This window comes from Ruegeria sp. CDSC085 (assembly GCF_059610465.1).
On the sequence record NZ_JBXWNR010000024.1, the window covers coordinates 1 to 14600 of the forward strand.

Sequence of the window (14600 nt, forward strand, 5' to 3'; positions counted from 1 at the left end):
AATCAATCCAGACAGATGAGCCAGATCCTCTCTTAGATTACGCCGCCATCTGTCCCAAAATCCCTGACGACGGACACTATCGTCATAGGCCACGCCCTTGCCGTTTTCCTCCCTAAACTTCCAGCGAACATCAATGATGCGCAGTTTCGGGTCAGTCAGGTTATTTGCCAACCAAGCCGTATCAATGAGTGGGCGATTGTGTATTACCATCCCTACGTTCTCCTCTAACCGGACGTGGGTCGAGCCGTATGGAATAATCCTCAAAATTGCTTTCGGAGTCCAATTTTGGAAAATCTGGATTTGGTGAAGCAACTATGGTTTGAACGAAATTTCGATGATTTTATGAGGCTTCTGAAAGAAACTGATGCTGAAATCATGGTGCCTCGTAACGTCGATTTCCTTTGACTCGTTTATGGCTAGGCATGCTCATATAGCTCGCTGACGGACAGGTTTGGTACAGATAGTGGAAGGTTTGGATGCTTGAAGATCGATACGAAAGCCCGCTAACGACCACATCACAAGCTGCGCGAGACGCCTACGTTGAAGGCATCGACCGTTTTCTAGGCGCTTTTGATGATGTTGAAGACGCTTACCGTTCTGCAATGCGGGCAGATGATAGTTTTGCTATGCCTCATGTTGGGCTTGCACGCTACCTTGTTACTGTCGGGCGTGGACAAGATGCAAAGCGTGAAATAGCCGTCGCAAAGGAACTCTCGCATGGCGTCAGCCCGCGCGAAGCCGCCCAGATCGACATTATCAGCGATCTCATTGAGGGGCGTGCACCGCAGGCCTACAGGCGCATTCGAGATCACGTCGCAGACCATCCGCGAGATATTTTGCTGGCTCAGACATGTACCAGCGTATTTGGTCTGATTGGGTTTTCAGGTCAGGCAGGACGCGAGGCGGAGCAGCTTGCGTACACAACCATGTTAAAGCCACACTATGGCGACGACTGGTGGTTTCTCTGCCAGCATGCATTTGCCCAGATGGAGGCCGGACAGATTGGCCTGGCCGCTGAAAACATTGAGCGCGCGCTTGAATTGAAGCCAGACAGCGCACACAGTGCACATGTCAAGGCCCATCTCTACTATGAGAACGGGGAGACGGACGCTGGCTACGCTTATCTGCGCGAGTTCTGGCAAGACTATCCCTTCACGGCGTATCTGCACTGCCATCTCAGTTGGCACGTTGCTCTGTGGGCGCTTGAGAGCGGCGATGTGGCGGGTATGTGGAAGCTGTTCGATGATTATGTTTCCCCCGACCGACCTCCTGCGCCACCACTGAACGTTCTGACTGATAGTGTGGCAATTGTTCACCGCGCCTTTTTGGCTGGTGAGCAAATTCCTCAGGAGCGTTGGCAACAACTCAGCGACTATGCTGTTCAGTTCTTTCCTTCACCTGGCTTGGCTTTTGCGGATGTTCACGCTGCTCTTGCGCATGCGATGGCTGGAAACAGAGAGCGTCTGGAAACAACCATTGACGGCGCAAAGGGCCCCGCAGGCCCCACCGTTGCTTCGGTCGCAGGCGCATTCCGTGCGTTGGCGGATGGAAATGCGGATGAAGCGATTGAGAAATTTGTAGGTGTCATGTCTGAGCACGAGCGCCTAGGCGGCAGCCGGGCGCAACGCGACTTAATTGAGTTTTCATTGGCGCATGCGCTGGCAATTTCGGGACAATCGAATGAAGCTCGACGCATTCTCAACATGCATCGACCCCATACCTCTCATGACCATGCAGTTGCCACGCTAGAAGGATAGGGTGCCTGAATCTTTGACGCCCGCAATGAGCCCAAATTACACGTTTTCAACACCACTTAGAACGGAAGCTGTCGCACGACGCTACCAAGCCCCAAAAGTGTTAGTTGGCGGAAAAGACCAATCTGACTGCTGACATCAGCTTTCTCAAAAGCCCGTCTTAGGTGTGTGCGAGCGGTGTTTGTGGTCTTGTCGGTGGGCTACAGTGGAGGGATTGGACGGCGCGTCACTCACGCGGCCGACAAGTTGATCAGTCGCCAAGAAGAGTGCTTCGATCAAATGGAGTTCATATAAGACGGGTCTATGCCTTGGGTCGGCTTTGATGGCGCCAGTATCGAGAAACAGCCCATTGTGGTAACCTCCTACCTTTAATTAGGGGGTTATTGTGATGGAATACTATGATCTCGGTAGCTACAGTCGAAAGATCACAACCTCGTCGGACGAAGCCCAGCTTTGGTTTGATCGTGGTTTGGCTTGGACTTACGCCTACAACCACGAAGAAGCGATTGTATGCTTTCAGAATGCTGTAGCTGCAGATCCAAATTGCGCAATGGCGCACTGGGGCATCGCGTATTGTATTGGGCCGAACTACAACAAGCCCTGGGAAACATTCGAAGAAGACGAAAAGCCTGACTGTATCGCCTTGGCGAAAGCGTCAATCGAGGCTGCTGCGTCGTTAAAGGAGCGGCTGACGCCTGTTGAACGCGCGCTAATCGATGCCATTCCAGCGCGTTATCCATCTTCATCGGATATTGAGGATTTCAGCCCGTGGAATGATGCCTTCGCTGATGCGATGCGAAAGGTTCACACCGAATTCGATCAGGACCTGGACGTGTCTGCGATTCTGGCCGAGTCGCTCATGAACCGGACACCTTGGCAGCTTTGGGATTTGCCGACCGGAAAGCCCGCCGAAGGGGCCGATACGCTCGAGGCAATATCCGTGCTCGAAAATGCGTTCAATACACTTTCCGGAGCATGGGAGCACGCAGGACTATTGCACATGTACATTCACCTGATGGAAATGTCGCCCCACCCCGAACGGGCACTGCGTCACGGCGATGTGCTCAGCACGCTGGTGCCCGAGGCCGGGCATTTGTTGCACATGCCGACCCATATCGACGTGTTGTGCGGAGACTACATGAACGTGGTACTGCGCAATCACAAAGCCATATTGGCAGATCGCAAGTTTCTGAAGCGCGAAGGCCCTGACAATTTCTATTCCGTCTATCGGTGCCACAACTATCACTTTAAAATATACGGTGCGATGTTCTTGGGGCAACCATCGGCAGCAATCGAAGCCGCCGATGAGCTGATCGACACCTTGCCGTCAGACACTCTTCGGCCGATGGCGGACTGGTTTGAAGGCTTCATACCAATGAAGCAACATGTGCTGATCAGGTTTGGTCGCTGGCAGGATATTCTCGATCAGGATCTGCCAGAGGATGAAGAGCTTTACAGCGTGACCATTGCCATGATGCGGTACGCAAGGACGGTCGCCTTGGCCAACCTACACAGGGTCGCCGAAGCCGAGAGTGAAAAAGCCAAGTTCTATGATGCTCTGGCCAGAGTTCCTAAGACCCGAATGCTGTTCAACAACACATGCCGGGACATTCTGAAGGTCGCTGAGCAAATGATGCTGGGTGAGTTGGCCTATCACGCAGGAGAGCACGAAACGGCCTTTGACCACCTGCGAAAGTCAGTCGAGATCGACGACAACTTGCCATACGACGAGCCCTGGGGCTGGATGCAACCCACCCGTCATGCGCTGGGTGCTCTTCTTCTTGAGCAGGGCCAGATGGAGGAAGCCGAAGCTGTTTACCGTGCAGACCTTGGCCTGGATGCAACGCTTAGCCGGGCCTGTCAGCATCCCGGCAACGTCTGGAGCCTGCATGGCTTGCACGAATGTCTCACCCGGCGCGGTGAAACGGTCGAAGCCGCCCATATTAAGCTACAACTGGACAAGGCCACTGCCCGCGCCGAGGTGCCGATCAAGGCATCGTGTTATTGCAGGCAGAAGGCTTTGGCCGCCGAGTAATCACTGATCAACAGCAATGGCTGGGGCATTTGCGAGGCCCGCTTCTGCCTTTGACCGGGACTTGTTTAACTTCGTTGATGGCAACCGCCTGGGCGACCACAAGACTGCCAAGCATCGCTTGGATGCCGTTTTACGGTAAACCAGCCGCATGGTAGCATAGCGCAGGATTTGCAGTCCGGGGGCAATATGGTCTTAACATTCGCACAAATGGAAGCTCGGGAAATATCCAAAGCAGATCCGATTTCAGCAACTGACGCACTGGCAGTACTGATCGAAGACCCCAACGTACTTGTAGTGGACGTGAGGGATAGCGCTGAAATGGCGGCTACAGGTATCAGCCCTAGAGCAATTCTGGCTCCTGGTCGCGCCGTCGCTTGGATGGCAGACCTTGAAAGTGAATACAGATCTCAAGAGTTACAGGATCGTGGAAGGCGAATTTTCACCACCTGTGGCGGCGCTCCTAGCTACCGAGGCGCGGCAGCGGCAAACGTATTGACTGCGATGGGTTTTCAAAACGTGCAGTTTATCGATGGAGGGATGGCGGCTCTGATCGCAGCTGGCTCCTCCACAGAGCAGCCTTAAGAAACGGCGAAACCAACGGTCTTGAGCAAACAGAGCAGGTGGAAATAGATACGTCTCAGCTTCCAGAGTTGTGTCTCGATACGACTTGCGACTGAGATTTTAGCCAGTTGACGAACACCTTAGCCTCGGGACGCTGAAATTCTACCTGCGTCTGGATGTAGTAGACGCCGAAGAGTGGCTCAGAGAACAACTCAATCATCCGACCAGATGACAGATCGTCCTCGAAAAAAGCTCTGGCGGAATACGTGATACCGTCGCCCCGGCGAACCGCTGTCATGATCAGGTTCCCCGGCATGTGATTTATGGTCAATGGCTCGGGAGGTACGACCCCATGATAGGTGAACCAGTCGGCCGCCTCATTTGTGCCCAGTTCCTGCAACCAGGGCAGCTTCGTTAAAGAGGCCGGGTCAGGCAAATCTTGGCCTCCCAACAGTGAAGGTGCCCCGATCACGACCATGTCGGAGACAAGAACAGTATCCTCTTCTTTTCTCGGCATGCGTCTGTCGTGATACCGAATGGCGACATCGATGCCACCTGGCTTTATCTGAACCAGTTCAGAAGTTGGGTTCAGCATCAAAGTGATCTCTGGGTGTTGTTGTTGAAACTCTGCCATTCTCGGCAATAGCCACTCCACCGCGAATGCTGGTGACATTGTCACTTGAACGGGACGGTGCGCTGCATGTTCCGCCAGTCGTTGGACACCCCTTCCGATAATTTCAAAGCCGATACCCAGTTCACGTGAAAGAATGATGCCTGGCTCAGTCAGTTCAATGCTGCGCCCACGTCTGGCAACGAGAGCTACACCCAAATGTCTTTCCAACGATTTCACCTGCTGGCTGACAGCCGCTTGGGTCACGTTCAAGCGTTCAGCCGCCACGGTGTAACTCCCTGCTTCCGCAACTGCTGAGAAAGCGCGCAAAGCGTTCATCGGGGGAAGGTGCAACCAATCCATACTGTAGATTTTCTAATGCTTGGTTAAACTATTTGAGTCGCATGATATCGGCATTCTTGACATTATTCACAGTGAAATCTGAGCGGCTATTATAAAATATTGGAGCGGATGCTTTAGTGCCGATGTCAACCTAGCCGCATGCCAGGAGATCTTGATACGATGGAAAAACTCCAAGGTGGATGTTACTGTGGTGCTGTTAGATACCAGTTAGCGACCCTGCCAGCGTGGTCGGGTCATTGCCATTGCCGTTCATGCCAAATGGCCCTTGGCGGTGCCTTTGTAACTTGGGCTAAGGTAGCCGCCGAAGACTTCGCCGTTATCAAAGGCGAAATCCAACACATTGAGAAAACTCCGGGTATTCGCCGCGGATTTTGTCGGGACTGCGGAACGACGTTGACCTATGCCGCCCTAAATGAAGTTGAGGGCCAAGACTGGAGCGCTGACGCGTGGTTTTCTGCTGTGACGTTGGACGACCCATCGATTACTCAGCCAAAAGCACATGTCTTCGTTTCGCATCAGCAGCCATGGATAAAACTCGACGACGGGCTGCCGACGTTTCTTGAGTTCTAACCAACTTTCCGAGCGCACGGAGGAGAAAGCGATGAACACTGCATACTCATATGCCTGCAAGGATTGCGAAGGCATGGAGGCCTGCCCAGGTAAAGTAGTTGCTGCGACCAAGGACGAAGTCTGGAAGCTCATGGAACTCCACGCGGTGGTCGCTCATGGAGAGGACCCCAGCTCGTGGGACGCCGACACTCGAGAATATCTGGAAACACTGATAAAGCCCGCGTGATCAAATAAATTAGGCCTCAAATTCCTAGGGATAATCGGCCAAAATTTTCGGCTTGGTTTGTTTAACCGCGAAGGGCAACTTTCCTCTGCAACTGGGAAATTGCTGGGCCCATTTGTGAGTATCCGGTTTGGGCTGCGGCCCACCGCCAAGGCACCTAGAAGCGCAAGGCCATCACGAACCCAAATCGGAAATGTGTGAGATCGGTTTCCATCACAAACCAACCTGCTACAGCGAAACCCTGCTCTTATTCAGGCAAACCGGCTAGTCGCAAAGACGCACAGTCTTTCTCCAGCCTTTTTCTGTTAGAGAAAAGTTGAGTTTTCGCCCAGTCCGATATGGAAAACTGAGGGCGGTATTTCATCACATTCCGTGCTTCATCGCGAGCGGCCTCAAAGTTCTCTGTCTCTACATGGACGATTACGAGGTCGAGGTGACCAAAGCCTTCAACCCTTTGACCATATTCGGTGAATGCTTTCTTGGCTTCCTCGTATTGACCGTCAAGTCGAAGGGCTAAACCCAGAACGCCTGCATACCAACCTGGATAGTGAGGGTTCAGGGTAATGGCTTGTTGTGCGACTTGGATCGCTTCATTTGCCTGGCCATTGAAAGCTAGGGTGATTGACAGTCTGGCAGCCACGTCAGCGTGGTTTGGATTTAGCGCTAGTGCCTCGTTGAACTTATCGATAGCCGAAACCAGCTTGCCATCGATTGCATCTGCAAAACCCGCAATAGCGTGAGCCTCTGGGTTGTAGCTGTCTATTTCCAGAGCCCGCTGAGCGCAGTCACGAGCCTCCGCTAGCGCGGCACGCCGGTCAGCAACAAATCCATGTCGTGCTTCGACAGTGCAAATGAATCCCAAAGTACAGTACGGAGCCGAGTAACCCGGGTCGAGTGCAATTGCCTGTTGTGCAAATCGGCGAGCGTCGGCGTGAGCTTCCCTAGTAATTCTGCGCGAAGCCTCCACGGCCTTTAGTTGAGCGGTCCACGCGCCTAGGTTTTTCGTGCCGGATCCTCTGAAACGAGCCATTTCTCCCGCCAAAAGTTCGACTTGTAACTCGGTTGCAATCCTAAGTGCGAGTTCATCCTGAACTTCGAATACATCTTCAATGAGGCGATCATAGCGGTCTGCCCAAATGTGCATACCGGACTTTGCATCGATTAGCTGTGCTGTGATCCTCACCCGGTTCCTGCTTTGACGGACACTTCCCTCAAGAACAAGATCGACACCCTGCTCCAGACCGACCTGTTTCACGTCAACGGAGCGACCTTTGTAAACGAATGTAGAGTTACGCGCGACGACCAGTAAATTCGGGAGTTTTGATAAAGTGGTGATGATCTCTTCGGTAATTCCATCTGCAAAAAACTCCTGATCGGGGTCAGAAGAAAGATTATCGAAAGGTAAGACGCCGATTAGCAGAGACTTTGTATGGCTAGCCGGAGTTACTCGCGGTGGGGCAGAACCTGGCGGCGACCATTGGAAAACTTCTATTGGTGACGGCGCGTTCTTAAACTGTCGCTCTCCAGCGCGATAAAATTGCTCAGCGAGGCGCTCGTCAAGGCTGCGATGGACGACATCTGAAATTAACACAGCCCCTTCGTTGGAAGCCTCTTGTAGACGTGCGGATAGATTGATGCCATCGCCGAAAATGTCATCTTCGTCGAATACGACATCTCCAAGATGCACACCCACTCGTAGTTTCAATGAGGACTGAGTTAACACCTGGCTTTGAAGATCAAGGGCGCATCGTACTGCATCAGATACCGAGTTAAACTCGACTATCCATCCATCACCCATCCTCTTAACGACATTACCGCGATGATCGCTAACTAAAGGATCAAATAACTCTCGACGTAGAACGCGAAGTTCGCCGAGAGTCCTATTTTCATCTGCCTTAATCTGGCCTGAGTAGTTTACTACATCGGCCGAGAGTACTGCGGAAAGTCTGCGGTCTCCATTCATGTCTAATGGTAGCGCAAATTACGCTGCTTGGAAAAGACAACATGATTTCCTGAACGTCGCGCATGTCCTAGTGAATGGCTTGGTGCAAAACTGAAAAGCGTGACTGTGATTGTCTGCTTCGGGCTGCCATCGGCCCATCCGCACACCGCAGAGAATGATTAATTCGAGCCCAGTGCGGACGCAAAGTTAGATGGGCAGACGGGCGTGGATCTCAATCGGGGCTATCAATCCGCCTTCTATGTTTCGCACCATGTTTTGGACCTTTATCGCTGTGTCGTCGCCCATGATCAGATGCAGGCCAAGATGTGGAGGACCATCCGCACGGCTTTGCGCAGCCGCCAAATCTTCAAAGAATTGTTTGGCAAACACGGTGCGGTCGATCCTATCGGTCAATTCGAAACCAACGGACTTCAAAGCCGCCTCATATGTCTCTGGTGGTGCAAGCGCACTCTGATCCGAAGTCGAAGCCCAAGGCGCTGGATAATCCATATTGCCCTCGCCGACTTGCATCACATCGTAAATCGCAAAAATACCCCCTGGTTTAAGCAAACGCATTGCCTCCCGCGCGATGCCAACTTTGTCCACAATATTCATGCCGACGTGGATCATGTAAGCAGCGTCCATCGAGTCAGATTCTAACGGCAGATCAAGTACGCTGCCTTCGATGAGTTGAACCCGATCCGACATGCCCGTCCATTCTGTAAGGGCGCGTCCTGTTTCAACAAACTCGGCGGTTAAATCGATGCCGGTCACATGAGCCCCAGTGGCCGCTGCGACATAGCGGGCAGGACCACCGAGGCCACATCCAAAATCGACAACCCGACTTTGGGGCGAAAGGTCCAAAGCCTTCACAAAAGGTTCGGTCGCAAGGCGTCCGCCAATGTGAAACTCGTCAACCGGCGCCAAAGCGTCGCGAGAAATCGGTGGGGTCAAGTCCAGTGCTGCGCAACCATCAGAAATTCGCTTTAGCAAGTGACCGGTGTGGTAGTGGTGCGCGACTTCATTGGGATCAGTCATGTTGAAGCCTCCCTAACTTATGCCGCTATGGTAGACTCGGTGATCTTGAATGTCAGCTTTGTCCGCAGAGTGGTCGTTCGTACCAACTGCCGCGAATGACCGCTTCGAGCCCAAACTACATGTTTTCTGTGATGCAGCGAATGTCGGCTTCAGAGTGGCATGCTATAGAGGCTACACAAGTGGTCACGAATTTGCCGATACACGAGGCGAAGGCTGGGTTGTAACCAATTCTTTCATCTGTATCGGGGCCGTGAAAAAAGCGTTAAGCCCATGAACGTTGTAATACCGTCGCCAAGTGGTTATATACACCCCACTAAGGTTCTGGTTTTCTGCGGCCTAGGCGTATCGCCTGCCAGAGTAAACTAAGTTCTTCCATCATGAAAATTCAGCTGTCACGTCCTCTACTTGGATCTGATGTTTGGGAAGGTTGCCGATGTTTTCGCGCACAACCACATCGCTTGTGACGTTTGTTGATCCGTTTTGGTGATCAGACGCACCGTCGGTTTGCCAAAGAACCACAACGCAACTGTTGATCAATTGAAATTCCAGTAGCCCGAACTGCGCCTATCGGTCATCACGCCCTGGGTATGGCGCGGGCACGAGATCAATGTTGCGCAAAAAGACACAAAACAGCGCGGCGGCGCTTTCTCCGCCAGAGGATCTAAAATGACATTTCCAGAATGGACGAAACCAGGCATCTACGGTGCTTTGTGTGGTGCGATTGCGGTCTCAATCCTTGGCTTTACCTGGGGCGGGTGGACAACCAGCGGTGGCGCTCAAGAATTGGCGAAGGACCATGCAAGCGAGGAAGTGACGCTCGCGATGGTGCCGGTTTGCCTGAACAGGTCGGCCGCTGACCCTAGGCGCGAAGAAATAATCGTAACCCTCCAAGAGGCCTCTGGCTTCAGTCGCCGCAAGGCTATGATGGATACGGGTTGGGCTACTCTGCCGGGATCGGAAACGCCAAGCCGCGACCTTGCAGATGCCTGCATCGCGGGGCTTGAGCTGGATGGATCATAACTCAAAGGCAATGCCGCAATTCTGCCGGACGATCTGGGGAGTACATCTGTTACCAGGCATTCAGATGATTGCAGCGCTGATTGTGCTCGCAATCTGTGCTCTGCTTCTGTTTTCAACGCCTGCACATGCTCAATCCACATCGCAATCTATGCCTGAAAATGCCACTGCAAAGAGCTACGGTGACGGCTGGAAATGTAACGCCGGGTATAGGCTGAGTGGCGATGTCTGCGCCGTTGTCATAGTGCCAGCAAATGCGTATCCGACCAACCGCACCTATGGCTCTGGTTGGGAATGTCTTCATGGTTTTCGCAAGAAGGATGATACCGCCTGTGTTGCGGTAACTGTACCCGATGGCGGGTTTCTTGATCCATCAGGTGAGCGCTGGCATTGCTCTCGCGGTTTTCAAAAAATCGACGACACGTGCCAAGAAATTGTCGTGCCTGCAAACGCCTACCTGGCAGCTACGACCTATGGGCCCGCGTGGGAATGCAAACGTGGGTTTGAAGCATTGGACGACCTTTGTGTTGCCATTGTAGTCCCGACCAACGCTTATCTGAATTCATCAGGATACGGCCGACCCTGGACATGCGAACGTGGATACTTTGTACAGGATGGATTATGCGCGCCCGTTGTAATCCCTGAACATGCCTTCTTTGACGATGCAAGTTACGGCACGGGATGGAAGTGCGAGCGGGGATACGCAGCCTCAGGTGTGAGCTGTGACGTAATAGACCTTCCTGCGAATGCCCATCTCGACAGGTCCGGAAACCGTTGGGACTGCAACAAGAATTTCAAGTTATCTAAAGGTCAGTGCGTTCTCGATAACTGACCGCGCGGCACGATTATTTCGACCTCATTACCCGATGGTGACGACAACGTTGCCTTCGGTGTCGACCACAAAAAGGAAACATCATGAAAACCGACTTTAGCGCGGCTAACACTATCCGTCGTCCCGTCAGCGGTGCACAAGCGCCGCCATTGACCAGCGATGAACCCATAAGATCAATCTCTACCACTAAGATCGTCTCGCCACCAACTGCGATTGTCTATTGCCAAGGTAACTTCGCCAACATTGATGGCAAAACTGCTAATGGCCTTGTTCGTCATTCAGAGGCCTACAGGATCCTGTCTGTCATTGATAGCAACCACGACGGCGAAGACAGCGGGCAGATTCTTGACGATGCAGTAAACCACATTCCGGTCTTTAGAAGTTTGGACGCTGCTATCGCCCATGAAACCGTCATCCCAGATACCCTCATTTACGGAATGGCACCATCTACGGGGAGACTCTCATCGACAGATCGCGACGTTGTTCTCGATGCGATTTCACTTGGTATGAACATCGTCAGTGGATTGCATGAGTATTTGAGCGATGATCTCGAAATCGCGTCTTTTGCAGTCGAACGCAAAGTCACCATTCGAGATATTCGAAAACCTAAACCCAGCAAGGATATGCGTCTGTTCGACGGAAGTATTGCAGGTGTGAAGGCACTGCGCATAGCGGTTCTTGGAACCGATTGCGCCATTGGAAAACGGACAACAGCGACCGTATTGGCCCGCGCCTTGAATGCAAGGGGCATCAAGACTGTTCTTGTTGGTACGGGCCAAACGGGTTTGATGCAGGGCGCAAAATTTGGAGTGGCAATGGATGCCGTGCCGCCGCAGTTCTGTTGCGGCGAGCTTGAAGGTGCGATTGTTGACGCTTCCGAGGCTGAACAACCCGATGTCATTTTGATTGAAGGTCAAGGAGCGTTGAGCCATCCGGCGTTCTGCACATCCGCCTTTATCCTGCGGGGCAGCCAGCCGGACGCCGTGATCCTTCAACACGCTCCAAAGCGCGCGCATCGCTGTGATTTTCCCAATATGTCAATGCCCAAGCCTGCAAGTGAGATTGCCCTCATCGAAGCGTTTGCTGACACAAAAGTCATCGGCGTCACGCTCAATCACGAGGGGATGTCTGAGGCCGAGATTACCGACACTATCGCCGCACAGTCACAAATGCTCGGGTTACCCGTAACGGATGTGCTCAGCCGGCCGGCATCGCATTTGCTTGCAATGGTTGTCGCCGCCTATCCTGGGTTGCATCAACCCACGCCTGTGGCTGCGATATGAGTACACCCCGCATTGAGGTGCATCTGAGCAAGATACGCCACAATGCAAAGACTGTGATCGGGCGCCTCAAGACACGCGGCATCAGCGTCACCGGTGTGACCAAAGCGGTGTGCGGGCATCCAACCATCGCTCGGGCCATGCTGGACGGTGGCGCTGTGGGACTTGCAGAAGCGCGTCTTAGCAACGTTCGGAAGTTACGCAATGCGGGCATGACATGCCCGATCACCTTGATCCGTACACCAATGCTGAGCCAGGTCGATCAGGTCGTCCAGTACTGTGAGGCAAGCTACAACACAGAAATCCTCGTGATTACTGCTCTAGCCGCCGCCGCAATCCGGAAGGACTGCATTCACGGCATTATCTTGATGGTTGAGATGGGCGATCTGCGCGAAGGGGTCATGCCCAAATACCTCGGTTCAATTGCACGGCAAGTGGTGGATATGCCAGGTGTCGCGCTAAAAGGCATCGGAGCGAACTTCGCATGCCTGAGTGGAATTGCCCCGAATGCAGCAGACATGGACGCCTTGTCTGTCTTGGCGAATGACACAGAGGGGCAGTGTGGCCCCTTCCTTCAGACGGTATCTGGCGGTAACTCGGCCAACCTTCCTTGGGCCTTCAGTGGGCACCCAGCTGGTCGCATCAACGATTTAAGGCTGGGGGAAGCAATACTTCTGGGCGTTGATCCGGTTTCCGGAGATCAGATAGGCGGGATGTATACGGATGCCTTTACGCTTGTCGCCGAGGTCATTGAAACAGGGTCCAAACCTTCATCTTACCCTCAGAGCATCTGCGACCCGGTATTCAAAAGACTTCACCTTGTTCCAAAAAGTGGACAGAGCACACAATTAGTTCTCGCCATTGGTCAGCAAGATACGGACGTTTTGGGGCTTTCTATGCCTCCCAGAAACAGACTCATCGGTGCAACAAGCGACCATCTTGTCATCGGCACACCCCATTCGACAACAAACGTAGGATCGGAAATGAGATTCCAAATGAACTATAGTGCGTTGATGAAAGCTATGTCCGCTCCTGACGTTAAAACAAAGCTGCTCCATCGCAGTCCTTTACGACACGCGCGTGTCTCTCAAGGACCAGGCAATCACCTGGCATCAATTTGAAATACTCAACTGACAAATGCGCCGTTGAAAACGGATAGGAGAATAACCATTGGCAAAGCTGAAAAAAACAACTGTCTTCAATGCACACGTTCCCAAGGCGGAAACGCCGATGGACAAAACAACGCGGGTCGTTAGGGAAATGGTCAACGAAGAAGCTGAGCAAAGACAGATCAAGAACGCCCGGCTTCGCAAAACTCGGCTCGAAAGGGATGCGACGACTCCATCTGAAGCCTGTCCGCCGAAGCCCGCCAAAAAGCGGTGACAGGATCGTTGGCCCTCCTCTCCGCGCGACTTGATTGAGCGAAACACAAACAAAGTGGCTAGCGAGCACTGTTTATCTCATGCATCAGTAGCGCCCGTACTCGTTTCAAGGATATTGCCATGACACTCTCAGATGAGAGCTCAGAAAAAGTTCACTACATCTGCCAAACATATGTGGAACGGAAGCCAGGACGCGGAGGGCAAGGAAGCTTGAAAATTGGCAAGCAATTTGAATACTCCACGGCAGCGGAAGCACAAAACAGAGCAGAAAGAGAAGCGCAATCCGACGATTGCGCTGGCGCCGATGCCTACATGGTCAGTGAAGATCCGAACAGTGGCGAAGTCGGGTCGCCAAGTTTCCTCATTAGGCTTGGCAACGTCCCGGAATTTGATGAGTTTTAGATATTTTGGACGTGGATTTTGCAAAGAAACTGGGCCATGAATACCAGAAAAAACGGTCATTGGTGCAAGCGCAGCGAAAGCTACTTTTGTCCGCAACCCGGAGCTGCAAAGCCTATTTTAGAAGGTTCGGTTTGGGCCGTCCGCGAAACTTTGCAAAGGTCGCTATCTGCGCTTTGCTGCAATTTGGGCACCGCGTAGCGTCTATTAAAGTGGCCTCGGTATCGACCGTCGCTGACTTTCGTATAAGTGGCTAGAGAAAGCCTTAGACCTCACATGCCTACTGTGCTTACAATTCTGCGATGCGGACAGCCTATTTGGCACTCGTTTAGCGAGAAGGTTCCCGGAACTACGCGGTGAATTTCGAAGTGCAGCACACTCCGTCTTGACATGGCGACACGATCTGGTTCAGCTTCGGCTCATGACGTACACACGCATCCACTGCCAACGAATATCGACCTGAGGTCGATAACCCACGCGAAATCCGTGGGAGGCAGCATTGGTATGCGGGCGAGGCTTATATCCTTGTAATTGCTCCAGATTAGAGTGCACGAGTCGGTTCGATTCCGACGCCTCCTACCATCCTCAGGAGGA

At 52.7% G+C, this 14600-nt stretch carries 14 protein-coding genes, 1 tRNA gene and 1 pseudogene; 12 read left to right on the forward strand and 4 right to left on the reverse strand.

The genetic code is table 11. The features are described 5' to 3' along the window. Positions 1–210 (reverse strand): annotated as a pseudogene (locus AC2FJB_RS20765) (hypothetical protein); the annotation flags it as partial. 266 nt (positions 211–476) lie between these two features. Between AC2FJB_RS20765 and AC2FJB_RS20770 the strand changes: the two are divergent. The 3 genes from AC2FJB_RS20770 (at position 477) to AC2FJB_RS20780 (ending at position 4371) form a co-directional block, all read left to right on the forward strand. Further along, positions 477–1757, forward strand: coding sequence for a tetratricopeptide repeat protein (locus tag AC2FJB_RS20770; protein ID WP_496727531.1), 1281 nt, complete (start codon positions 477–479; stop codon positions 1755–1757). A gap of 385 nt (positions 1758–2142) precedes the next feature. Next, positions 2143–3789, forward strand: a complete 1647-nt coding sequence (locus AC2FJB_RS20775; RefSeq protein ID WP_496720543.1) for a hypothetical protein — start codon at positions 2143–2145, stop codon at positions 3787–3789. Between the two features lie 186 nt (positions 3790–3975). Beyond that, positions 3976–4371, forward strand: coding sequence for a rhodanese-like domain-containing protein (locus AC2FJB_RS20780; RefSeq protein WP_496720541.1), 396 nt, complete (start codon positions 3976–3978; stop codon positions 4369–4371). Between the two features lie 55 nt (positions 4372–4426). Here the strand turns inward: AC2FJB_RS20780 and AC2FJB_RS20785 are convergent, their stop codons facing one another. Next, entirely contained in the window at positions 4427–5323 is an 897-nt protein-coding gene (locus tag AC2FJB_RS20785) for a LysR family transcriptional regulator (protein ID WP_496819004.1), read from the reverse strand. Positions 5324–5482: 159 nt separating this feature from the next. Between AC2FJB_RS20785 and AC2FJB_RS20790 the strand changes: the two genes are divergently transcribed. Together AC2FJB_RS20790 and AC2FJB_RS20795 are read left to right on the forward strand one after the other, a co-directional pair. Then, on the forward strand, positions 5483–5893 hold the full coding sequence (locus AC2FJB_RS20790) for a GFA family protein (protein WP_496720537.1): 411 nt from the start codon (positions 5483–5485) through the stop codon (positions 5891–5893). 31 nt (positions 5894–5924) lie between these two features. Next, complete coding sequence (locus AC2FJB_RS20795) at positions 5925–6119, forward strand: DUF1059 domain-containing protein (protein ID WP_282170805.1); 195 nt, start codon at positions 5925–5927, stop codon at positions 6117–6119. A gap of 244 nt (positions 6120–6363) precedes the next feature. On the opposite strand, the gene AC2FJB_RS20800 is transcribed toward AC2FJB_RS20795, so the two are convergent. Both AC2FJB_RS20800 and AC2FJB_RS20805 read right to left on the reverse strand, forming a co-directional pair. Then, positions 6364–8079 carry an adenylate/guanylate cyclase domain-containing protein gene (locus AC2FJB_RS20800; RefSeq protein ID WP_496720535.1) on the reverse strand — a complete coding sequence of 572 codons (1716 nt, stop codon included), beginning with the start codon at positions 8077–8079 and terminating at the stop codon, positions 6364–6366. A 186-nt stretch (positions 8080–8265) separates the two neighbouring features. Next, a complete protein-coding gene (locus AC2FJB_RS20805; RefSeq protein ID WP_496720533.1) occupies positions 8266–9096 on the reverse strand; it encodes a class I SAM-dependent methyltransferase in 831 nt (276 codons plus the stop codon). Positions 9097–9762: 666 nt separating this feature from the next. Between AC2FJB_RS20805 and AC2FJB_RS20810 the strand changes: the two genes are divergently transcribed. The 7 genes from AC2FJB_RS20810 (at position 9763) to AC2FJB_RS20840 (ending at position 14588) form a co-directional block, all read left to right on the forward strand. Then, positions 9763–10116, forward strand: coding sequence for a hypothetical protein (locus AC2FJB_RS20810; RefSeq protein ID WP_299669742.1), 354 nt, complete (start codon positions 9763–9765; stop codon positions 10114–10116). A 64-nt stretch (positions 10117–10180) separates the two neighbouring features. Next, positions 10181–10945: a hypothetical protein gene (locus tag AC2FJB_RS20815; RefSeq protein ID WP_496819007.1), complete on the forward strand. Its 765-nt coding sequence runs from the start codon at positions 10181–10183 to the stop codon at positions 10943–10945. 83 nt (positions 10946–11028) lie between these two features. Further along, on the forward strand, positions 11029–12228 hold the full coding sequence (locus AC2FJB_RS20820; RefSeq protein WP_496720531.1) for an N-acetyltransferase DgcN family protein: 1200 nt from the start codon (positions 11029–11031) through the stop codon (positions 12226–12228). Next, complete coding sequence (locus AC2FJB_RS20825; protein ID WP_496720529.1) at positions 12225–13346, forward strand: alanine/ornithine racemase family PLP-dependent enzyme; 1122 nt, start codon at positions 12225–12227, stop codon at positions 13344–13346. The genes AC2FJB_RS20820 and AC2FJB_RS20825 overlap by 4 nt, the downstream gene beginning before the upstream one ends. A gap of 49 nt (positions 13347–13395) precedes the next feature. Further along, positions 13396–13608: a hypothetical protein gene (locus AC2FJB_RS20830; protein ID WP_496720527.1), complete on the forward strand. Its 213-nt coding sequence runs from the start codon at positions 13396–13398 to the stop codon at positions 13606–13608. 119 nt (positions 13609–13727) lie between these two features. Next, positions 13728–14009, forward strand: coding sequence for a hypothetical protein (locus tag AC2FJB_RS20835; protein WP_282154323.1), 282 nt, complete (start codon positions 13728–13730; stop codon positions 14007–14009). A gap of 485 nt (positions 14010–14494) precedes the next feature. Beyond that, positions 14495–14588: transfer RNA gene (locus AC2FJB_RS20840), tRNA-OTHER, on the forward strand. Positions 14589–14600 lie beyond the last annotated feature (12 nt).